This is a genomic window from Streptosporangium amethystogenes, from assembly GCF_000721075.1.
Classification (GTDB): domain Bacteria; phylum Actinomycetota; class Actinomycetes; order Streptosporangiales; family Streptosporangiaceae; genus Streptosporangium; species Streptosporangium amethystogenes.
Genome location: NZ_JOEQ01000004.1, coordinates 256,933 through 279,384 on the forward strand (window position 1 = coordinate 256,933; position 22,452 = coordinate 279,384).

Below are 22,452 nucleotides of genomic sequence, written 5' to 3' on the forward strand. Positions count from 1 at the left end.
TCAGCCGGGCACAGGGCGGTAGCGGGCGCCGACGGCACTCTGCAGCGTCTTCACCACGGTGCCGCGGGACTTGCGCGCCGCCAGCCAGTCGAGGAAGGGGTTCAGCCGCTCGGGAGTCACCGAGTAGAGTCCGCAGCGGTCGCAGACCCGGTGGAACACCAGCGGGACCAGGCCGCCACCACTCTTCTCCGCGTTGAGCACCTGCTGTTTCATGTGTCGCAGCAGGGTGCCCTCGCGGACGGAGCCTGGTGTGCGGATCTCGTAGCGGTCTTTCGGGCGGGTGGTCTCGCTCGCCGGGCAGCCGGGGCACTTCCACTCCCTGAGCCCGCCGACCGAACGGGCCGCGTCGTAGCCGCACCGCCTCGCCACCGCCTTGGCGTCGGAGTCGACCGCACCGAACGGGTAGGCGAGGGTGGCCGGCCGGTACCCCCACGCCACCAGCCTCCTGCGGTCGTCGCAGATCTGCCCCTCCTGCTCGCTCTGGGTCAGCTCGGTGAGGCGGACGTGGGTCAGCGTGTGACCGCCGATCTCGTGGCCCTTCCCGGCTATCGCGGCGAGGTTGCGACGGGTCAGTTTGAGCTCGCCGCCGATGGTGTCGGTGTTGACGTAGAACGTTCCACGCATACCGCGTTTCTCCAGCATGCGGGCCACGGCCAGGTGGGAGGAGTCACCGTCGTCGAAGGTGAGCGCGACGACGGTCTCCACCTTCTTCGAGGGTTTGGCGGTCTTCGCGTGAGCCACCGGTCCCAGCGCCATCGCGATGGCCAGCGCCACCACCGGCGCCACCACTCGGCGAACGATCTTCACGGTGAACTCTCCTTCCGGGAGGCGTGGGCGCCCCAGGAGGCTGGGAGTCGTACGGGCGCGGACGATCACCGTGAGGAGGACGGCGAAGTCGTTCAGCGAACGAGGTACACAGGAAATCACTATATAAGCCCACCGGGCCAACTAAATGATCTACCAGCAAACCCCCAGGAACCCGCCCCCGCCCACACCTGCCATCCACACCCCCGGCGTTCTCGCCACCGGCAACATCATTGGTTCGGGATCGGACAGCCGGTTGGGCCCTGCCGGGGGCCGTCGGGGTCAGCGCCCGTTCTCCCGGGAAGGACGGCTGCGATAGACCTGGGTCTCGATGTTCAAACTCATCTCGCATTCCGTGCCGAAGTAGAAGTCCTGCGCCTCCTTGAAGACCTGCTCGACACCTCTCTGCGCACGCACGAAGGACAGGAGTCCCCAGGCGTCCGCCCGCCCGATACGGATCTCATCCGGGCCGAAGGCCGGTTGCGAGCCTCCCGTGTTGCGCAACGTCGTCGAGAAACGGCGGACAGGTTCGAAGCCGAACTGCTCGGCACGCCCCGGCAGGTCGGTCAGGAACGTGCGGTCGCCGGCGTAGTTGCGGTTGTGCGTCTCGATCAACCGACGGATCACATCGGGACCACGGAAGCTGTCGTCGTTGACATCGACCACGTACAGGAGTCCGCCGGGCCGCAGCACCCGCCGCATCTCAAGCAGGGCCAGATCCGGACTGCGCAGGTGAACGAACACGAAGTTCGCCGTTATCACGTCGTGTGACGAATCGGCTTCACCCGTGGCGTAAGCGGTGCCCTCGCGGAACGTGATTTCCGGAAAGCTCGACCGGGCCCTGGCGAGCAGCTGAGGTGAGGGCTCCACCCCCCGCACGCGATACCCGGCGAGTGGCTCCTCCTGCGCAACCGCCGCCAGGTACTCCCCGGGCCCGGTGCCGATGTCGAGCAACGAGGCGGGCGCGGACGGGAACGGCGTCGACGCCAGACGCGACCGCTGCTCGGTGGCCATCAGCCGGCCCTGCGCGGCCAGGCGCGGCATCTCGGCCTCAACGGACAGCGGCTCCAGGTAGTGGTTCTCGGCCCCGAGGCGTTCGGCCGCCAGCACGTCGCCGCGTCCGCCCTCCACCAGAAACCGGACGAGCGAGGGGACGGAGATCCGACTGCCGCTGGGCGCCGGTTTCTTGTCCAGGGCCCGGTTCTTGAAATAGAAATCCTCTACGGCCTCTCCTCCTTCCACTGTCATCACCGTGCGCACATCGTCGGCGGAACCGATGTCGGCGTGCCTGACGAAATTCCGCCTGGTGTACCGGTCGATAAGGTTACGGTGCTGCCCCCTGACGAGGAGGAAAAAGCGGTCCGGCCGCAGCGACTCGCAGATCTGGCGCAGCATCGAGGTACCTATGCGTTCACTGACATGACGCCCCCGATGCTCGGCGAGTTCCACTCGCTTGCCGATCTGAACCGTCAGCCCGTCCACTTTCTGCAGTTCCAGGGCGGACAGCTCGGGTGCCCCCGGCTCGTAAAGATAAGCCGATATCACGGCGATGATCTCCCCGTTGAGCATGGCGCCCAGGTGAAGGCCCTCCGGGTCCTTCTCGTGGTTCACCATCTCCTCTCCCCAGCCCTGTTCAGTCGCGAACACATGCCGCCGGAGCCCGAGAATCATCTCGTTGCAGTCATTCCAATTCAGCCAGCGCGCTTGGATCTCACCGCTGTTTCCGGTCACCGAACACCTCCCAATGAATTCATAGCTGATTCACAGAAATTCCACGGCGTTTTAAATCCGATCGGGGACCGACCGGCGCGTTCGTCCCTTTGAGCGAGGCCGGACGTCCGGCCTCGGCGAGCACCCGCTCAAACCACCTCGCCCCGAACTTCGGGTGGGCGTGGCCTGTCCGGGCCGCCATGACCCGCTGTGTCTCCAGTAGGTACTTGACCTCTCGGTCCACGATCAGCCCGCTGTGATCACGATAACCAGTAATGATCATGACATTACGAACAGCTACTTGCGGCTGACTTGTAATTCAATGATCTGGCACTCAACGCCCTGCCGATCGTCCCGATCTCCCTGGACACGGTGAAGAGCCAGGGGGCATATGCGGAACCATGTCGCGCCGGGGTTCACGATCTTGGCCGGAGAAAGGGCCGAGACCCACTCGGCACATGTCGGAGGGCGCGAGGCGTCCCGTCGGCGCTGGACGCACGCTACCCGCCGACGAACTTCGAGACGGCGCGGATCGCGGGCGAGGCGGAGACGGTGACCGGCTTCGGCGGCCTCTTCCCCGTCGGGTACGCCGTGTTCACGACCGGGCACGTCTTTGTCGAACCGCCGGGCCGGGAGCCGTTTCCTACGGCATCCGCAACCGCTTCCAGCTCAGCGCGATGATCTGGGCCCTGCGGATCCAGCCGGCCGGAGCATGTCGTGCGCCGGCCGGTTTGCGGATCTCGCGTTCCTCAATCGTCTCGTGCGGCGTCCGCCCGAACGGAGGCCGCGGCACTGCCCCACCGGGCCTTGACGGTACGTCTCATCTGATTGCTCGAAAAGGAACGGAGCACTAAGAAGCGTCCTCGCCCTCCACCCGCATGACGCTCACCACGTCGCGGACGATGTCCAGCTCGCGCAGGGCCTCGATGGTGGCCGAGAGCGCGGCGTCGCTGGCCCGGTGGGTGACCAGCACGAGCTGGGCGTCCGCGCCGTGGCCCTCCTGGCGGACGGTCTGGATGGAGACGTCCTGCTTGGCGAACATGTCGGCGACCCTGGCGAGCACGCCGGGTTTGTCGGCGACGTCCAGCGATACGTGGTAGCGCGTGACGGTCTCGCCCATCGGGTGCACGGTCAGGTCCGCGTAGGTGGACTCCTCCGGACCCCGGGTGCCCGCCAACACATTGCGGGCCACGGCCACGATGTCGCCCAGCACCGCGCTCGCGGTCGGCGCACCGCCGGCGCCCGCGCCGTAGAACATGAGCTGGCCGGCGGACTGCGCCTCGACGAACACCGCGTTGTACGCCTCTCGGACCCCCGCCAGCGGATGTGTCCTGGGGATCATCGCCGGGTGCACCCGTACGCCGAACGACCCGCCGTCCTCCGAGCGGGCACAGATCGCCAGCAGCTTGATGACGTAGCCCATGGCCTTGGCGCTGGCCACGTCCGCCGCGGTGATCTCGGTGATGCCCTCGCGGTGCACGTCGGCGGCCGTCACCCGGCTGTGGAAGGCGATCCCGGCGAGGATCGCGGCCTTGGCCGCGGCGTCGAAGCCCTCCACGTCGGCGGTGGGATCCGCCTCGGCGTAGCCCAGGGCCTGGGCCTCCCCCAGTGCGTCGGAGAACGAGGCCCCGCTGGAGTCCATCTTGTCGAGGATGTAGTTGGTGGTGCCGTTGACGATGCCGAGCACGCGGTGGACGTGGTCCCCGGCGAGCGACTCGCGCAACGGGCGGACCAGCGGGATCGCGCCCGCGACGGCGGCCTCGAAGTAGAGGTCGGCGTTACCGGCCCTGGCCGCGGCGTGGACCGTCGCGCCGTACTCGGCGAGCAGCGCCTTGTTGGCCGTGACGACGGACTTGCCGCCGTTCAGCGCGGCCAGGATGAGTGTCCTGGCCGGCTCGATTCCGCCGATCACCTCGATGACGATGTCGATGTCGTCCCGGGCGACCAGGGCCTCGGCGTCGGTGGTGAGCAGGGCGGGGTCCACCTCGGCGTCCCGCCTGCGGCCCAGGCGCCGCACGGCGACCCCGGCGAGCTCCAGCGGTGCCCCGATGCGTGCGGCGAGGTCGTCGGCCTGCTCGTGCAGGAGCCTGACCACCTGGGAGCCGACGACTCCGCACCCCAGAAGTGCGACTTTCAGCGCCATACGATCACGCCTCCCCTCTCGCCCACGCCACGCACGGGTTTCTCGTCCGCTCCTGGTCGTTTCACAGCTGTCCTCTCAGCAGGTCGTCCTCGGTCTCCCTGCGGACGATCACGCGGGACACCCCGTCCTTGACCGCGACCACGGCGGGCTTGGGGAGGTAGTTGTAGTTGTTGGCGAGCGAGCGGCAGTAGGCGCCGGTGCCCGCGACGGCGATCAGGTCGCCGGTGGCCAGGTCGCCGGGGAGCCACAGGTCGCGCACGACGATGTCGCCGCTCTCGCAGTGCTTGCCGACCATCCGGGAGAGCATCGGCTCCGCGGCGCTCTCCCGGGAGGCCAGGCGCGCGGTGTACTCGGCCCCGTAGAGGGCGGTGCGGAGGTTGTCGCTCATACCGCCGTCGACGCTGACGTAGGTGCGCAGCCCCTCGACGTCCTTGATCGTGCCGACCTCGTAGAGCGTCACCCCGGCGAGCCCGGCGATGCCCCTGCCGGGTTCGACGGTGAGCTTGGGCACCGGCAGGCCGGCGTTCCCGGCCACCTTGCTGACGATCTCCCGCAGGCTGTCGGCGATCTCCTTGACGTCGAGCGCCGTGTCACCGTCGACGTAGGGGATGCCGTAGCCGCCGCCGAGGTCGAGCTCGGGCAGCACGACGTCGTGCTCGTCCTTGATCTGCACCAGGAGCTTGGCCAGGCGGCCCGCGGCCACCTCGAACCCCGCGGTGTCGGTGATCTGGGAACCGATGTGGGAGTGCAGGCCGACGAGTTCCAGCTGGGGCAGGGCGAGGATCCGCCTGGCCGCCTCCGCCGCCGCGCCGGAGCTCAGCGAGAAGCCGAACTTCTGGTCGTCGTGGGCGGTCGCGATGAACTCGTGGGTGTGTGCCTCGACGCCCACGGTGACCCGGATCATCACCCGGGGGCGCCTGCCGTACTTGTCGGCGAGGAAGCCCAGGCGGGCGATCTCCTCGAAGGAGTCGGCCACGATGTGCCCGACACCGGCCTCGACGGCCCTCTCCAGCTCGGCGAACGACTTGTTGTTGCCGTGCATGGTGATCCGCTCGGGCGGGAAGCCGACGCTGAGCGCGACGACGAGCTCGCCGGCGCTGCACACGTCGAGGCCGAGGCCCTCCTGCATGATCCAGCGGGCGACCTCGCGGCACAGGAACGCCTTGCCCGCGTAGTGGACCTCGCCCCCGGAGAACGCGTCGGCGTAGTCGCGGCAGCGGGAGCGGAAATCCTCCTCGTCCACCACGTAGAGCGGGGTGCCGTGCTCGGCGACCAGGTCCCTGACGTCCATGCCGCCGATCGTGATCGAGCCTTCGGCTCGGCCCGACGTTCGCGGCCAGATGGTCGGGTCGAGCGTGTTCAGGTCGGCGGGTGCGTGCGGAGGGCGCTCCTCGGGCAGCACTTCGGCATGCCGGTCACCGGCGGGATGGGCGAATCGACTCACCCGATCGAGGCTATCGGACCCGGTGATCCCCCTGAGACGATTGCCCACCTATCGAGACGCGATCGCCCTCGAACACGCGAACTTTTTACGTTATTGACCACTTTGGCGACATATTTTAAGGTCGCGTCACGACAGGATCCTCAGGAGACCCGCTCGGCGGGAGCGCCCCAGGTGTTACAGGACGCCACCGTGCCCCCCTCCTGGCCGCGCCGCATCCACTCGGCGCTGCTGGCGCCCGAGCCGTGCGACTGCCGGTAGCCCGCCTCCGTGCCGTCCTCGGCGCCGGAATCCTGCCTGGCGAAGCCACGCAGGCTCGCCAGCCGGCGCGGCGCGGCGATGCGCAGCGTCGCCGCCGCCAGGCAGTCCGCCTGGAGTTCGAGCCGCCGCGACCAGGCCTCGTCGAAGGCCTCGGAACCCCTCTGGTCGGCGATCCCGCTGACCTCCTGAACGTGGTGGGCGTACTCGTGGGCGAGCGTGAACATCATCGGGAAGGCCCGTTCGTCCTCGACCAGCACGTTGACGACGCGGGAGTCGGGACAGTAGATCCCGGCCCAGTCGTAGTCGTCGATCCCGCACGCGGCCGTTTCGGGGGCGGCGATCAGCCGCACCTCCTCCGGCGGCGCGTAGTCGATGCCCGCCTTCGCCAGGGTGTCCGCCCACATCCGGTCCAGGCACCCGGCGAGGGCCTTCAGCGACGCGTGGGCGTCGGCGTCGAGGTTTCGCGGGAGCGTACCGCAGCGGGCGTCGATCGGCCCCGCCTCCTCGTACAGGCGGTGCGTCGCCGCGGCCGAGTGGGGCGAGCCCGGCGCGGTTCCGAGAAGTTCGCGCAGGTCGTCCCCCAGATAGGCGAGCCCGCCGAGGATCACCGCGACGGCGAGGAGCATGGGCAGCACCCTACGGATCATCCCGGGGCGGCGCGGCTCGTACGCCTCCCAGTCGCGAGGACCGCCCATTCGCCGCTCTCCTGATCCTTTTGATCTTCTTTGAGGGGGTCTATCACAACCTGTCGGGGGCCGTCTCGCCAAGCGCCGCCAGCGCCTCGGCCAGCACGTCCCGTACCGCCCGCGCCAGGCGTACGCGGGCGGTGTGCAGCTGTGACGGCTCCTCGTCGCCGGCGGGGAGCGCGGCGGCCCCCTCGAAGGCGTCGTGGTAGGCCAGGGCCAGATGTTCGGCGTAGGCGGCCCATCCGGGATCCCGGCTCACCCGCCTGCCGTGCACCTCGGCCAGCGACCTGAGCACCGCCCGATCCCTGCGGTCGTCGAGCAGTTCGGGCCTGAAGGCCCCGCCGACGCCCAGTTCCACCGCCCAGCGCTGCACGGCGACCGCCCGTGCGTGCGCGTACCTGACGACGAAACCGGGGTTGGCCCACGTCCTGGGGAGGTCGTCCCACGGGGATGTGCCCGTGACGGGCGGCACGGGCCCGCCGATCTCCGTGACGAGCTCGCCGGGCACGGACACCGCGATCTCCAGGAAACCGCCGGCCAGCACCCGGACGGCCGCGACGCCCGGCAGCGCGCGGAGCCGGTCGGCCATCCTCTCCGGGTCCTCTCCCCGGCGCAGCGCGGCCGGGGAGAGGTAGATCGCCTCCTCGGCCCACGTCCCCTTGGGGATCGGCGGCAGGCCGAGGACCTCACCGAGCGCGCCTGGCCTCATCGGATCAGCCTAGGGTCCGGACGTACGCGCTCAGATCAGCGCGTGCGGTTCGGCCGGGCCGTAGTCGACGAGCTGGGCCGAGCCGAGCAGCCAGCGGTCGCGGTCACGGAGGCAGACGTAGCCGAAGCGGTCCGCGGAGAAGACCTTGATCCCGTCCGCGCGGCACTGACGCATCAGCACGTCGGCCCAGTTCTCCGAGACGTCGGCGAAGCCGATGTCGCGCAGCACCGTACGGCGGGCCAGCAGGGTGGCCCCCGCGACGTCGGGAAGGTAGGAGTACTCCGCCGAGGGCTGGCGCAGCACCGTCGCCGCGACGTCGCGCAGGTGGGCGTAGTAGGCCGCCTTGCCGACGATGTCGGCGCTCGCGAACAGGAACGCCCGGCTGAGATCGGTCAGGTAGTGCTCCCCGTACCGGTCACGGGCGTCCATGACCGCCACCAGGTCTCCCTGGCACAGGTCGAGGGCGCGGTTGAGCATGCCGCCCGTGGTGAGACCGGGGTCGGGGCGACGTACCGTGACGTGCACCCGGTCGGGCAGCGCGGCGCGGGCCCGCGCGGCGGCGTCCGGGACGTCCGAGAGCAGTACCAGCTGGACGACGCCCTTCTGCGGCGCGACCTGGGCCAGCGTGTGGTCCAGATCGCCCCGGTCGATCATGATCACCGAGATGTTCAGGGTGGCCCGGCCGCTGGGCAGGCCGATCGCGTCCAGCAGGTCGTCGACCTTGTTGGTCATCGTGCCCGAGGCGTACGCCTGGCGGAGCGCCAGGTGGGCCCGGCGCGGGTCGGGCTCGGTGCCGATGGAGGTTCCGCAGGCGGCCAGCTCGGCCATCCGCCAGGGCTCGGTGCCCGGCGGGCAGTCGACCGTGACGGGCCAGCGGTAGGAGGTGAGCACGTCCGGATACGACAGGTGCCCGGGGAGCAGCTCCTCCAGCGAGAGCACCCGCTCGAACCGGTCTCCGGCCAGCGGCAGCGGGTTGTGCACGCGCGGCTGGATGGCGAAGGGCAGGATTCCCAGCGAGGGCGCCCGGCGGCCCGGCTCGGGCTCCTGGGCCGCCAGCGCGGCGCCCCAGGCCCCCACCGACTTGGGCAGCGCGGTCACCACGTGCTCGAACAGCCTGGCCGCGGCGACGAATCCGGCGGCCTCGCCCCCGGTGTGCCAGAAGACCGTGCGGATGCCCCGCTCCGCGCACCAGGACAGCAGGGCGCGCAGCCCCTGGCCCGGCTCGCGCAGCTCCGGTGCCCACGGCCCCTCGGTCACCGACTCGACCAGCAGCAGGTGCGGGACCTCCGCCGCCAGCACCCGGGCGAAGTCCTTGGGCGTGAAGCCGGTGCTCTGGCGCCACTCGTAGCGCAGCAGTGCCTCGCCGTGCGGTGAGGCGATCACAGCGGCGGTCAGGTGCGGGCGGGTGTTCGGCCCGGTCGGGACGCGAAACGGCTTGAGCTTGACCGACCTGCCGCCGACGGTTCTGACGGAGCTGGTGGCCTGGAAGGACGCACCGGGCACCACCGCCTTGTCGCCGCTCTTGCGCGGCACCGGCTGGCGCTTGGGGGCGGTCGGGCGTTTGGCGGGCTTGGCCGCCCCGCGCAGGCCACGTGCCAGCCGCACCGGGTTGCTCTTGCCCGTCTTGATCGCGTCGCCGAGCCGGGACCAGCGGGCCACCTGCACCGAGGAGAGCTTCCACCTGGCCACCTCGGCCTGGTAACGCTGCTCCGCCAGGTCCTTGCGGAGCTTCTCCTCGGCCGCGTTCGCCGCCTCCAGCCGCTCCTCGGTCTCGCTGAGAAGTTCTCGCACCCCACGTAGTTCTTCGGTCACCCGCTCCGCGTCAGCGATCTTGGCCTGTGCCGCGTCAAGCAGACGGGCCAGTTCGGAGGCCCTTTCCGCGTGGGCCACCGCCTCCCGTAACGCCTGTCGTGTGCTTTCGAGTTGGTCGCCCGCCACGCCGTCCTCCGTTTCCTCAGCCGGGCGAAAGGATACCCTTTGCTCAATCGCGACACAGAGGAGTCAGCACGGTGCAGTGGCCGACGTTCAATGTGAGGCCGTACGTCTGCGGCGGCATCGGGCACCTCGACGAGGCGGTCCTGGAGACGCTGCGCGGGGCGGGGCCACGGGTCAGACCCGCCGTCCAGAGCGGGCACGCGGCCCTGTTCAGCTCCTCCCCGCTGCCGCCCTACCGGCGGGACGAGCGCGGCTGGGCCTTCGCCTGGGGGGAGCGCAAGCCCGGCGGGGCGGCGCCGTGGAACGCACAGTGGATCACCGTGGCCGAGACCTACGAGACGCCCGGCCTGATCGACGACGGCGAGCGGATCACCCTGCACGCCGGCGGCCTCGGCCTGGTGGACGTCTACTACCTGTTCCGCGGCGGGGCGCTCTACTTCTCCTCGCTGCTCGAACCACTGCTCTCCCTGGCGCGCACCCCGTACGAGATCAACTGGGACGCCTGGGCCTCGATCATCCAGCTCACCTTCCCGCTGCGCGACGACACCCCGTACACGCAGGTGAAGCGGCTGGCAGGGGCGAGCGCGCTGGTCTTCGACCGGGCGTCGGGCCGGATCTCCGTCGAGCGGATGCTGCCCCGGTGGCTGCGCGAGGAGCCGTACGAGGCGGGAAGGACCGCCGGGGAGATCCTGGAGATCCTGCACGAGGTCTACAAGGAACTCGACGGGCGCCCGCTGCTCGTACCGGTCAGCGGTGGCTACGACTCGCGGCTGCTCTGCTCGGTGGCGGTGGCCCGCGGTGCCGACGTGGAGTCGTGGACGACCAGTCCCGACGACGGCACCGACACCGACATCGTCTTCGCCAAGGCGATAACCCGCGAGCTGGGCGTGCGCCACCGGGTGATCCCCCAGGACGCCGCCGCCTATCCCGACGACGCGCTGGCCGCGGCGCGACGGCTGGAGTTCCTCACCCCGCACCACGCCTGGTACACCCCTTTCGCCCGCGAGGTGCACCGGGCCGGGCGGACCCTGGTCGACGGGCTGGCCGGGGGGCCGCTGCTGAAGAACTTCATGGTCAGCGGGGCCGCGCTGGAAGCCTCCAACCAGGCCGAGCGCAAGGCCGCGTTGCTCGGCTCGCTGGCGCTTGGCTCCCCCTCCACGCCCTTCCTGTCGGAGCGGGCAGAAGAGTGGATCACCGACAGCGTCGGGCACGCCTTCACTCAGTCGACCTCCATGCTCAACGGCCACCGGGCGGAACTGCCGCTGTCGGTCCTGCACACCAGGACGGCGCGGGGCATCGCCCGTTCCCCGGTCAACCTGGTCGGCCCCGAGGTCTCGTTCACGGCGCCGTTCATACACCCCGACTTCTTCGACGCGGCGCTCTCCGTCGGGGTGAACCGCAAGGACCAGGGGCGCTTCTACCGCGAACTGCTGTACGCGGCCAACCCGCGGGTGGCCGCGCTGCCCTCCACCAACGTGGTCAAGCAGCCACTGGCGCGGGTTCCGCTCCGCTCGGCCGCCGCACCCGCCAGGGAGTACGGCCACCGGATGCTCACCCTCGTCGCCGACGCCGTGCCCTCGCTGCTCTCCGAGCAGTTGCACACCGTGATCGCCGAGGGCCCCGACGGCCTGACGCGGTTCAACGGCTGGAACGACCGTTTCTGGGTACGCGGCCTGGTGCTGTTCGGCGCCTGGCTCGGCGACTACGAGGACCGTCTGCCCGACCTCACCCCGCCCTGGACCTGACCTCCTGACGCCCTCCACCCGCCGGGCCGTACCACACGGCCCCGCGGAGTTTTCGGGCGCCCCTGGAATCAGGCTCGGCCATCCCTTCGAGAACGCCGGAGCGCGTTCCCACCACACCGCGCGCGCCCCGGCCGGGGCCGCGGACATAAGCCGAGGTCACCTCGTTGGGGCGTGTCGTGTTTCAGTCAGGAAAACAGTAAGCGACGCGGCGATTACGCGGGCTTGGCGCGATGCGCGCCGCGATTCCGTGTGACAGGGGCGACCTCCCCTGCCAAGAGGGCTTCGACGGGTTCACTCGGCTGGTAGTGTTCGGCCCAGAAAGCGCCACAACGGATGGTCCCGAATCACAAATTCGGTCTGTCCTAGGGCATGGAGCTCATGGGGATGACGACTCCGGCCGGCGCGGTCACCACACATCATCAGCCGGAGCATCCGGTGACTTCGTCCTGCCCTTCATCACCGTGAGCGAGAACACGATGACCTCATCCCCCTTCCCCTCCCCTGCCCATGAGTCCGTCGCCGAGGACTTCGTCTCGGCCGACCCCCAGTGGTACAAGCGCGCCGTCTTCTACGAAGTGCTGGTCCGCGGGTTCAAGGACTCCAACGGCGACGGTACGGGCGATCTGCGCGGCCTCATCGAGAAGCTGGACTACGTCCAGTGGCTCGGTGTCGACTGCCTGTGGCTGCTCCCGCTCTACGAGTCCCCCCTGCGTGACGGCGGTTACGACATCTCCGACTACATGAAGATCCTCCCGGACTTCGGCGATCTCGGAGACTTCGTGGACCTGATCGAGTCGGCGCACCAGCGGGGCCTGCGCATCATCACCGACCTGGTGATGAACCACACCAGCGACAAGCACCCCTGGTTCCAGGCGTCCCGGCACGACCCCGAGGGCCCGTACGGCGACTTCTACGTCTGGTCGGACAGCCCGACCGGCTACCCCGACGCGCCGATCATCTTCATCGGCGCCGAGGAGTCCAACTGGACCTACGACCCGATCCGCAAGCAGTACTACTGGCACCGCTTCTTCCACCACCAGCCGGACCTGAACTACGAGAACCCGGCGGTCCAGGAGGCCATGCTGGAGGTCCTGCGCTTCTGGCTGGACCTGGGCATCGACGGCTTCCGCCTCGACGCGGTGCCCTACCTCTTCGAACGCGAGGGCACCGACTGCTCCGGCCTGCCGGAGACCCACGCCTACCTGAAGAAGGTCCGCGCCGAGGTCGACCGCCTCTATCCCGACCGGGTGCTGCTGGCCGAGGCCAACGGCTGGCCTGAGGACGTGGTCGAGTACTTCGGCGACCCCGCGGTCGGCGGCGACGAGTGCCACATGGCCTTCCACTTCCCGCTCATGCCGCGCATCTTCATGGGCGTGCGGCGGGGCAGCCGCGAGCCGATCTCCGAGATCATGTCGCGGACTCCGAAGCTCCCCGACAGCGGCCAGTGGGGCATCTTCCTCCGTAACCACGACGAGCTGACGCTTGAGACGGTCACCGAGGAGGAGCGCGACTACATGCACTCCGAGTACGCCAAGGACCCGCGCATGCGGGCCTACCTCGGCATCCGGCGCCGCCTCGCCCCGCTGCTGGAGAACGACCGCGACCAGATCGAGCTGTTCACCGCGCTGCTGCTCTCGCTGCCCGGCTCCCCGGTCATGTACTACGGCGACGAGATCGGCATGGGTGACAACATCTGGCTGGAGGACCGTGACGCGGTCCGCACCCCGATGCAGTGGAGCCCGGACCGCAACGCGGGCTTCTCCACGGCCGACCCCGGACGCCTCTACCTGCCCGCCGTGATGGACCCGATCTACGGCTACCAGGCGGTCAACGTGGAGGCTCAGCAGCGGAACCCCGCGTCGCTGCTCCACTTCACCAGGAACATGCTGGCGATCCGCCGTGAACACCCGGTCTTCGGCACCGGCGTCTACAACGAGCTGTGGTCCAGCAACCCGGCGGTGCTCAGCTTCGTCCGTGAGGACGGAGACGACCTGATGCTCTGCGTCAACAACCTGTCGAAGTATCCCCAGCCGGTCGAGCTCGACCTGCGCCGCTTCGCGGGGATGACCCCGGTCGAGGCCAGGGGCGGGGTGCACTTCCCTCCGGTGGGCACCCTGCCGTACCTGCTGACCCTGCCGGGTCACGGCTTCTACTGGTTCTCGCTCAGGCCCTGAGGACGGCTTTCGAGAGATAGGCCCCGGGACGCGTGTCCCGGGGCCTATCTGGCCGTTACCGGGACCTGGGCACGGGCCGCGCGGCCCGCCGGGATCAGCGTCACCAGCAGGGCGGAGCCGACCGCGACGAGCATCGCGACGGCGAGCGTCAGGGCCGAGGGCGTACGGCCGATGCCGGCGCCGACGCCGCTGCTGTGGCCCTGCAGGTCGATCAGCCCGCCCACCAGCGAGGCCCCGGCCGCGGTGCCCGCGAGCACGCCCAGCACGATCAGCAGGCCGGTCCCGGTGACCAGGGTGGCGGCCACCTGCCTGGGGGTGAGGCCCATGGCCTTGAGCACCGCGAGGTCGAAGGCGTGGTCGCGCAGGCCCAGGGCGGCGGCCGTGAGGAGATTGGCCAGGCCCAGCAGGGCGAGCACACCGATCAGCGCCACGATCACCACCCGGATGATCGCGAGCCGCTCCGCCGGGTTGACCACCCGGTGCACCTCAAGGGCCTCTCCCGAGGCGGTCAGCAGCCGCGCCCGCACCTCGGACGGGTCCGCGCCCGGCCTGAGCACCAGACTGTAGAACTGCGGCGGTACCGCGTCCTTGGCCGCGAGGGTGTCGATGCCGAAGGAGAGCACCTCCCCGTCCTGGTCCGGTTCCACCACCCGGCCCACCAGGTGCACGATCAGCGGGGTGCCGCCCACGGTCAGCCGGACCCGGTCGCCGATCCTCACCCCCAGCAGGTCGAGCAGCCCCTGCCCGGCGACCGCCTCTCCCCTGGCGGCGTACATCCGGCCCTCGACCACCGAGAACGGGTACGGCTCGGCCGAGGTACCCGCGGCGCGGGTCAGCACGCTCCTGGTCTGCTCGGGCTCCAGGGCGAGCACCTCGGCGCCGGGATAGGCGGCCAGCACCCCGGGGTCGGCCCTGGCGATCCTGAGAGCCTCGTCCGCGGGAAGCTTGTCCGGGCGCACCGTGAGCGCCGCCGCCTGGCCCACCTGTTCGGGGTGGCGCAGGAAGTCGTCCAGGGTGGCCCAGCAACCGAGCCCGATGGTGATCATCATCATCGGGATCGCGACGCCGAAGATGCTCAGGAAGGCCGGGACCCGCCTGGTGAAGGCGTCGCGGGTGCCCAGGACCAGGGCGGGCGGCAGCCGCAGCAGCAGCGCCAGCCGCGCCAGGTGCGACAGGTGCCCCCGGAGCGGGGCCGCGGGGGCCGCGGGGATGGGCGGGGTGCGCCCGCCGCGCCAGGCCGGCAGGGCCACCGCCACGCAGACCACCGCGGCGGTGCCGCCGGCGATGGCGAGCAGCGGGCCCGACGAGAGCGGCAGGATCGGCGTCCCGTCCAGCACGAACGAGGCGGCGACCTGACCGCAGAGGAGCCCGATGACGATGCCGAGCAACCCGAGCGCGCCGTGCTCGGCCATGAGCACGCCGAAGACCTGGCCCCGGGTGTAGCCAAGGGACTTGAGGGTGGCGATGTCACGGGTCTGGGTCAGCACCCGGCCGCCCACCGCGTTGGCGATGGCGAGCGCGGCGGCGACCAGCCCGGCGATGCCGAACAGCGCGAGCAGCAGGCCGAGCAGCCGGTTGTCCAACTCCATCGAGGCGCGGACCTCGCGCCAGGTGGACATCCGCTGGATCTGCCCCTCCAGGAGGGTGACGGCACCGTGCACGGCGGGCAACGTGGCCTCGCCGTCGGCCAGGCGCAGTCCGGTGACCGACTCGCTGCGGCCCAGCGCGGGCTCGACCCTGGCCAGGACCGGCGCGAGCGTCCAGGCCAGGCCGGGCGTCCACTCGGGGTAGAAGCCCTGGTCGGTACTGTCCGCCAGGCCGACCACGATGAGCGGATGGGTGGCGCCGTTGAGCCCGGTCACCGGGAAGGGTCCGCCCACCCTCAGGTCGAGCGCCCTGGCGAAGGAGCGCTCGACGACCACGCCGTCGGTGTCGCCGGGACGAAGCGGGCGCCCCTCGCGGATCAGCGGGACGGCGACCTTCGGCGGCGTCGCGGACATCTCGCGCAGCGCCACCGGCGACTTCTTCCCGTCCAGGGTGAGCGTGACCGGGGCCGACCGGTAGGGACCGGCCACCTGGACCACGCCGGGAAGCCTCGACAGCGCGGCCACCTCGGGGGCGTCCCTGGTGTGTATCCACACGTGCGCGCCCCTGGACTCGGCGAACAGGCCGCGCCACGGGTTGGTGCCGTCTTCCAGCAGGGTCGCGGAGGTGATCAGCGCCGTGACGATCCCGGCCACGGCCAGCACCGTCAGCAGTGCCTGCACCCTGCGCGCTTTGAGGTCGGCCCGGATCCACCTGACGGAGGCGCGGATCGTGCTCACCGCGACGCTCCCGGCAACGAGGCCCGTACGGTCCGCGAAGGCATGGTTCGGGCGATCCCCGGCGATGTCGGCTGGGGAGGGGGGATTCGCACCGGTCACCCTCTCAGTTCGATGACGTCACCCGCGCCGCCCCGGGGACGGCGGCGAGCCAGGCCGGCGCCGCCGTCGTCGACGATCTGACCGTCCAGCAGGGAGACCACCCGGTCGGCCAGGCTCGCCACCCGGGCGTCGTGGGTGACCAGGACGATGGCCTGGCCCTCGCGGTGGACCTCGCCGAGCAGGCGCAGCACGTCGCGGGTGTTGCGGCTGTCGAGGTTGCCGGTGGGCTCGTCCGCGAGCAGCAGGCTCGGTTTGTTGGCCAGCGCGCGGGCCAGCGCGACCCGCTGCTGCTCGCCACCGGCGAGCTGGGCGGGCGCGGCGTCGGCGCGGGCGGTCAGGCCGAGCTCACCGAGGAGGTGTTCGCGGCGTCTGCGGGCCTCCTTCGCGGAGACCCCGGCCAGCAGCGCGGGCAGCTCGACGTTGTCGGCCACGGTCATGTTGGCGACCAGGTTGAAGAACTGGAAGACGAAACCGATCTTCCTGCGGCGGAGCAGCGCCCAGGCGCTCTCCTTCAGCATGTCGGCCCGTTGTCCGTCGAGCCAGATCTCGCCGCTGGTCCTGGCCTCAAGGCCGCCGATCATGTGGATCAGGGTGGACTTGCCGGAGCCCGAGGGTCCCATGACCGCCACGAACTCCCCCGCCTCCACCCGCAGGTCGACCCCTCGTACGGCGGGTACCGGCACCTCACCGTCCTGGTAGATCTTGACAAGATTGACGGTGTCGACCACGGGGGACGTCAACTCAGCTCCTCCTGACAACGTTCGAGCCAGTCGAGATCAGCCTGGAGGTGGAGCATGGCCCCCTCGACCAGCAGGAGCGCGGCGCGATTGTCGCGGTCGGTCTGCCCGGCGAGTTCGTTGAGGTCACGCATGAGTCCGAGGTAGTGACGGCGCTGGCGGTTGATCATCGCCATCCTGTCGGCGATGCCGGTCATCGGGGCCAGCACGAGTTTCATGAAGAACTCGTCTCTGACCCTGGGCCCCTCGGTGGGCTCGTCCACCCACCCTTCGAGGGCCTCGCGGCCCGCGGCCGTCAGGTAGTAGACCTTCTTGTTCGGCCGGTTGGACTGCTCGACGTCCACGACACGCACGAGGCCGTCCTTCTCCAGACGGCCTAGCGTGACGTAGATCTGCCCGATGTTCGGGGAAGGATAGGCGCTACCGAAGATCTGTTCAAGAGCCTGTTTGAGCTCGTACCCGTGGGCAGGTTCCTTCGCGAGGAGCGCCAGCAGCATCGGCCGCACGCCCCACCTCCTCGGAGAGCTCGTTACGTGAGCGTTACGGGTTTATCCGTTGACGACGATGTTATCGCTATGCATAACATGCATGCATCTACCTAACACGTATGTAATCAACGGGAAACCTGGAGGTCACGGTGCGCCGACTCATCCCCGTCGTGCTCACCGTGCTTCTTGTCGCGGGGTGCTCGGCGGCCGGCTCGCAGCAGACCGAACGGTTCGGCGGAACCGGCCCGTTCACCCTCGTCATCGGCCGCGACACGACGGCGTACCTGCAACCGCTGCTGGATCGGTGGAACCAGACGCACCCCGAGGAGCGGGTGAGCCTGCTCGAACTGCCCGAGGCGGCCGACGAGCAGCGCGCTCAGATGGTCGCCAACCTGCAGGCGGGGAGCGACCGCTACGACGTGCTCGGGCTGGACGTGGTCTGGACCGCGGAGTTCGCCGAGGCGGGCTGGATCCTGCCGCTGGACCGCGCGATGTTCCCGCTCGACCGGTTCCTGCCACCGGTCGTCGACACGGCACTCTACCGGGGCAAGCTCTGGGCGGTGCCGTACACCAGCAACGCCGGACTGCTCTACTACCGCAAGGACCTGCTGGCCAAAGAGGGGTTCGAAGCACCGAAGACCTGGGCCGAACTGCGCAAGCAGGCGCGGACCCTGCGCACCAAGTACGACATCGGCGGCTACGCGGGCCAGTTCCTGGCCTACGAGGGCCTGACCGTCAACTTCACCGAGGCCGTGCAGTCGGCGGGCGGGCAGATCCTCAGCCCGGACGGCACCTCGGTGACCATGGACGTGGCCAGTGCGAAGGCCGGCCTGGACTTCCTGGTGAACGGGTTCAGAGAGGGTTGGATCCCGCCCGAATCGCTCTCCTTCAAGGAGGAGGAGTCGCGACTGGCCTTCCAGGAGGGCCGGCTGGCCTTCGCCCGCAACTGGCCGCACGCGTACGGACCGGCCACCCTCTCGTCTGTCGCGGACAAGTTCGGGGTCACCAGGCTTCCCGGACTGAACGGCCCGGGAGCCGGCTCACTCGGTGGCTACAACCTCGCGGTGAGCGCCTTCTCCAAGCGGCAGAAGTCGGCCACCGAGTTCATCCGCTACTTCACCAGTCTGGAGAACCAGCGGCGGGTGCTCGCCGACGGTTCGTTCCCGCCCGTGTGGGCCGAACTGTACGACGACCCCGATCTGATCAAGCGTTTCCCCTACCTGCCGGTCCTGAAGCAGAGCATCCTCTCCGCCCGCCCCAGACCGGCGAGCGCCAACTACAACCAGGTGAGCCTGGTGATCGCCAGTGCGGTCTCCAACGCGCTCACCCCCCCTTTCGAGGAGGCCGGCGACGACGTTGTCGCCTCCATGAAAGGTCAGCTCAACGAGATCATTCGGGTTCGTTGACCTGGGGCCACCCCTCGGAACGAGCCGTCATCCCCATCTCAAGTGCTGGCAAGTCCACATATATCCCCCATTCCAAAACCTCAATATCTCAGGAGGTCTGCCCAGCATGCGTAAAACCATTGCAGCGGTGACCACGGCAGGACTCGCCCTGGCACTCGCCGCGTGCGGCGAGTCGACCCCCACCACCCCGGCCGGAAGCGCGTCCGCGCCCGCTGCCGCCAAGACCCTCGAAGGGGTGACCATCGAGGTCGCCGCCAAGTGGACCGGCGCCGAGCAGACCAACTTCCAGGAAGTGCTCAAGGCGTTCGAGGCGAAGACCGGTGCCAAGGTCACCTACGCCTCCACCGGTGAGGACACCGGCGCCTACCTCGGGCCCCGCATCGAGGGCGGCAACCCGCCGGACATCGCGATCCTGCCCCAGCCGGGCCTGGTCCAGCAGTACGCGGACCAGAAGGCGCTCAAGCCGCTCACCGCCGAGGTCCAGAAGCAGATCGACGACAACTACACCCCGTACTGGAAGGAACTCGGCTCGGCGGACGGCCAGGCCTACGGCGTACTGGTGAAGGCGGCCCACAAGTCGCTCATCTGGTACCGCGACCAGGCGTTCCAGGACGCCGGGGTGCAGCCTCCGGCCACCTGGGACGACCTGGTCAAGGCCGCCCAGGCGATCGCCGACTCCGGCACCCCGCCGTTCTCCCTCTGCGGCGCCTCCGGCTGGACGCTGACCGACCTGTTCGAGAACGTCTACCTGTCCAGCGCGGGTCCGGAGAACTACACCAAGCTCTCCAAGCACGAGATCCCGTGGACCGACCCCAGCGTGACCACCGCGCTGGAGAAGATCGGGCAGCTCGTCGGCAAGAAGGAGTTCCTGCTCGGCGGCTCCTCCGGCGCCCTGCAGACCGACTTCCCGACCTGCGTGACCCAGGTCTACGGCCAGGACAAGTCCGCCATGGTCATCGAGGCCGACTTCGTGGGCACCACCGCCGAGGAGTCGGGCGCCAAGCTGGGCGAGGAGGCCAAGTACTTCCCGTTCCCGAAGGCCGGTGACACCGAGCCGGTCGTGCTGGGCGGCGACATCGCGGTGGCGCTGAAGGACTCCAAGGGCGCGATGGCCCTGCTGGAGTTCCTCGCCTCCTCCGAGGGCGGCGAGATCTGGGCGAAGCTTCCCGGCTACCTCTCCCCCAACCGCAACGTCTCGCCCGACAACTACCCCGCCGAGCTGACCAAGCAGCTCGCCCAGACGATCATTTCCGCCGGTGACGCGGTCCGCTACGACATGTCCGACCTGGCGCCGAGCGCCTTCGGCGGCACGGACGGCAAGGGTCAGTGGAAGCTCCTGCAGGACTTCGTGCGCGACCCCTCGGACATCAAGGGCATCCAGACCAAGCTTGAGGCCGAGGCCAAGAAGGCCTGGAAGTAAGGGAGAAAGGCCGTGACCAACCGGTTGGACGGCCCGCAGGACCCGCCCGGCGACACCGCCGGCGGGTCCTCCCCCGGACCGAACGACACCCTGCGGCCGGCACCCGACGCCGGCCCCGAGGTCCGCACCCCCCCACCCGGCGCCCCCACCGGGGACACCTCCGCCGAGGACGCCGCGCCGGTGAAGCCGGCGAAGAAGGCCACCCGGCTGGGACCGCCGCCGAGCATGGCGATCTGGTTCCTGCTGCCGGGGGCGCTCCTGCTCGGCGTGATGGTGATCTACCCGATCATCTACTCGATCTTCCGTAGCCTCTACGACGCCAACGGTGACGGTTTCGTCGGCGCGGGAAACTACGCCACCATCTTCAGTGACTCCGCCACCCTGATCACGATCAGGAACAACCTGATCTGGGTGGTGGTGGCCCCCCTCCTGGTCACCGCGATGGGCCTGATCTTCGCGGTGCTCACCGAGCGGATTCGCTGGGCGACGGCCTTCAAGTTGATCGTGTTCATGCCGATGGCCGTCTCCCTGATGGCCTCCGGCGTCATCTTCCGTCTGGTGTACGAGCAGGCCCCCGACCGGGGCGTGGCCAACGCCGTGATCACCTCGGTGAGCGGCCTCTTCGATTCCGACCAGGGCTACCCGGACGCCCGTCCCAGGGAGAACGACCAGGCACCGGTCGCCGCCTCGCAGGGCGCGGTGGTGAGCAAGCAGCCCGCCGCCCCCGGACGGGCGGTGCTCGTCCCGCTGGTCGGCGTGAAACCGGGCTCCATCGCCTCGGCCGCGCCGGCGAAGGCGGCCCAGCCGGGTCCCGGCGAGCTGGCCGGAACGGTCTGGGTGGACTTCACCCAGGGCGGCGGCGGAGCGGTCAACCAGGTGGATCCGACGGAGAAAGGTCTGGTCGGAGTGACCGTGGAGGCGGTACGGAACGGTGCCGTCCAGGCCACCGCCCGCACCGAGGCCGACGGCACCTTCCGCTTCACCGGCCTCGCCCCCGGCGATTACCAGGTGCGGCTGCCGTCGTCGAACTTCCAGGCGCCCTTCAACGGGATCTCCTGGCTGGGACCGACGCTGATCACCCCGGCGATCATCGGAGCGTTCATCTGGGTGTGGGCCGGATTCGCCATGGTGCTGATCGCGGCGGGCCTGGCCGCCATCCCGCGTGACGCGCTTGAGGCGGCCCGTATCGACGGCGCCACCGAGTGGCAGGTGTTCCGGAAGATCACCGTCCCGCTGCTCGCCCCGGTGCTGCTCGTCGTGTTCGTCACGATGATCATCAACACGTTGAAGGTCTTCGACCTGGTCTTCGTCATCGCGCCGGGATCGGTGCAGCCGCAGGCCAATGTGATCGCGCTGGAGATGTGGCGCGTCTCCTTCGGCGGCGGAGGCAACCAGGGGCTGGGCAGCGCGCTCTCCATCTTCCTGCTGGTCCTCGTGCTGCCCTTCATGGTTCTCAACATCCGCCGGTTCAGGAGGGACAACCAGTGACCACCTCCACCACCCTCGGCGCTCCACCGCGCAGCGTGGCGGGCCGTGTCGTCGATCGGATCGGCGGCGGCCTGGTCCAGGCGGTGCTGGTGCTGATCGGCGTCTTCTGGCTGGTCCCGACCCTCGGGCTGTTCGTGGTCTCACTCCGCGAGGAGACGGCCAACAACTCCACCGGCTGGTGGACCGCCCTGACCAAGCCCGCCGAGTTCACCCTCAAGAGCTACTCCGATCTGCTGGCGAGCGGGTTCACCGCGTCGTTCTGGAACACCGTGTTCATCACGGTGCCCACGACGCTCCTGGTGATCGGCATCGCGGCCATGGCGGCGTACGCGTTCGCCTGGATGGAGTTCCCCGGCAGGGACGCGCTCTTCCTGGTGGTGGTCGGCCTGCTGGTGGTGCCGATCCAGATCGCGCTGATCCCGGTCGCGAAGCTCTACGGCACGGTCGGCATCTTCGGCTCCATCGCGGGCGTCGTCCTCTTCCATGTCGCCTTCGGGCTTCCGTTCGCCATCTTCCTGCTCCGCAACTTCTTCGCGGGCATCCCCAGCTCGCTGCTCGAAGCGGCGCGGATGGACGGCGCCGGGGAGTGGAAGATCTTCTCGACCGTGGTGTTCCCGCTGGCCAAGCCCGCGGTCGCCTCGCTCGGCATCTTCCAGTTCCTCTGGGTCTGGAACGACCTGCTCGTCGCCCTGGTCTTCGCCAACACCGAAAACCAGCCGATGACCAAGGCCCTGCAATCCCAGATGCGGCAATTCGGGACCAACGTGGACATTCTTGCGCCAGGTGCTTTCCTGTCGCTGATCATCCCATTGATCCTCTTTTTCGCCTTCCAGAGGTATTTCGTGCAAGGGATGATGGCCGGTTCGGTGAAGTAAGGACAGG

At 69.5% G+C, this 22,452-nt stretch carries 17 protein-coding genes; 6 read left to right on the forward strand and 11 right to left on the reverse strand.

Annotated features, from left to right (window positions below):
- From IG98_RS0105955 to IG98_RS0105995, 8 genes are all read right to left on the reverse strand, one after another.
- Positions 1-807, reverse strand: coding sequence for a polysaccharide deacetylase family protein (locus IG98_RS0105955; RefSeq protein WP_051751660.1), 807 nt, complete (start codon positions 805-807; stop codon positions 1-3).
- A 279-nt stretch (positions 808-1,086) separates the two neighbouring features.
- On the reverse strand, positions 1,087-2,535 hold the full coding sequence (locus IG98_RS46600; protein WP_051751663.1) for a class I SAM-dependent methyltransferase: 1,449 nt from the start codon (positions 2,533-2,535) through the stop codon (positions 1,087-1,089).
- Between the two features lie 622 nt (positions 2,536-3,157).
- Entirely contained in the window at positions 3,158-3,307 is a 150-nt protein-coding gene (locus IG98_RS51810; protein ID WP_169750079.1) for a hypothetical protein, read from the reverse strand.
- A gap of 57 nt (positions 3,308-3,364) precedes the next feature.
- Positions 3,365-4,657, reverse strand: a complete 1,293-nt coding sequence (locus IG98_RS0105975) for a homoserine dehydrogenase (RefSeq protein WP_030906682.1) — start codon at positions 4,655-4,657, stop codon at positions 3,365-3,367.
- 61 nt (positions 4,658-4,718) lie between these two features.
- Positions 4,719-6,101, reverse strand: coding sequence for a diaminopimelate decarboxylase (gene lysA, locus IG98_RS0105980; protein ID WP_030906684.1), 1,383 nt, complete (start codon positions 6,099-6,101; stop codon positions 4,719-4,721).
- A gap of 140 nt (positions 6,102-6,241) precedes the next feature.
- Positions 6,242-7,054, reverse strand: a complete 813-nt coding sequence (locus tag IG98_RS0105985; RefSeq protein WP_030906686.1) for a neutral zinc metallopeptidase — start codon at positions 7,052-7,054, stop codon at positions 6,242-6,244.
- Between the two features lie 43 nt (positions 7,055-7,097).
- Positions 7,098-7,754 (reverse strand): DALR anticodon-binding domain-containing protein, encoded by a 657-nt coding sequence (locus tag IG98_RS0105990; protein ID WP_030906688.1) that lies wholly within the window; start codon positions 7,752-7,754, stop codon positions 7,098-7,100.
- 30 nt (positions 7,755-7,784) lie between these two features.
- Positions 7,785-9,692, reverse strand: coding sequence for a glycosyltransferase (locus IG98_RS0105995; protein ID WP_030906693.1), 1,908 nt, complete (start codon positions 9,690-9,692; stop codon positions 7,785-7,787).
- 71 nt (positions 9,693-9,763) lie between these two features.
- Here IG98_RS0105995 and IG98_RS0106000 point away from each other — a divergent pair, with 71 nt between their 5' ends.
- Positions 9,764-11,434, forward strand: coding sequence for an asparagine synthetase B family protein (locus IG98_RS0106000; protein ID WP_030906697.1), 1,671 nt, complete (start codon positions 9,764-9,766; stop codon positions 11,432-11,434).
- Between the two features lie 476 nt (positions 11,435-11,910).
- Positions 11,911-13,608, forward strand: a complete 1,698-nt coding sequence (gene treS / locus IG98_RS0106005) for a maltose alpha-D-glucosyltransferase (RefSeq protein ID WP_030906699.1) — start codon at positions 11,911-11,913, stop codon at positions 13,606-13,608.
- A 44-nt stretch (positions 13,609-13,652) separates the two neighbouring features.
- Here the strand turns inward: treS and IG98_RS0106010 are convergent, their stop codons facing one another.
- The 3 genes from IG98_RS0106010 to IG98_RS0106020 all read right to left on the reverse strand — a co-directional run bounded on the left by IG98_RS0106010 (position 13,653) and on the right by IG98_RS0106020 (position 17,265).
- Positions 13,653-15,932: an ABC transporter permease gene (locus IG98_RS0106010; protein ID WP_030906701.1), complete on the reverse strand. Its 2,280-nt coding sequence runs from the start codon at positions 15,930-15,932 to the stop codon at positions 13,653-13,655.
- Positions 15,933-16,027: 95 nt separating this feature from the next.
- Positions 16,028-16,771 carry an ABC transporter ATP-binding protein gene (locus IG98_RS0106015; RefSeq protein ID WP_051751665.1) on the reverse strand — a complete coding sequence of 248 codons (744 nt, stop codon included), beginning with the start codon at positions 16,769-16,771 and terminating at the stop codon, positions 16,028-16,030.
- A complete protein-coding gene (locus IG98_RS0106020; RefSeq protein ID WP_245651433.1) occupies positions 16,768-17,265 on the reverse strand; it encodes a PadR family transcriptional regulator in 498 nt (165 codons plus the stop codon). The genes IG98_RS0106015 and IG98_RS0106020 overlap by 4 nt, the downstream gene beginning before the upstream one ends.
- A gap of 140 nt (positions 17,266-17,405) precedes the next feature.
- On the opposite strand from IG98_RS0106020, the gene IG98_RS0106025 reads away from it, so the two are divergent.
- The 4 genes from IG98_RS0106025 to IG98_RS0106040 all read left to right on the forward strand — a co-directional run bounded on the left by IG98_RS0106025 (position 17,406) and on the right by IG98_RS0106040 (position 22,445).
- On the forward strand, positions 17,406-18,662 hold the full coding sequence (locus IG98_RS0106025) for an ABC transporter substrate-binding protein (protein ID WP_030906707.1): 1,257 nt from the start codon (positions 17,406-17,408) through the stop codon (positions 18,660-18,662).
- 106 nt (positions 18,663-18,768) lie between these two features.
- Positions 18,769-20,082 (forward strand): ABC transporter substrate-binding protein, encoded by a 1,314-nt coding sequence (locus IG98_RS0106030; protein ID WP_030906709.1) that lies wholly within the window; start codon positions 18,769-18,771, stop codon positions 20,080-20,082.
- 12 nt (positions 20,083-20,094) lie between these two features.
- The gene (locus IG98_RS0106035; protein ID WP_030906711.1) at positions 20,095-21,570 is read left to right on the forward strand and encodes an ABC transporter permease; all 1,476 of its coding nucleotides are present in this window, start codon (positions 20,095-20,097) and stop codon (positions 21,568-21,570) included.
- A complete protein-coding gene (locus IG98_RS0106040; protein ID WP_030906714.1) occupies positions 21,567-22,445 on the forward strand; it encodes a carbohydrate ABC transporter permease in 879 nt (292 codons plus the stop codon). The genes IG98_RS0106035 and IG98_RS0106040 overlap by 4 nt, the downstream gene beginning before the upstream one ends.
- The last annotated feature ends 7 nt before the right edge of the window (positions 22,446-22,452 follow it).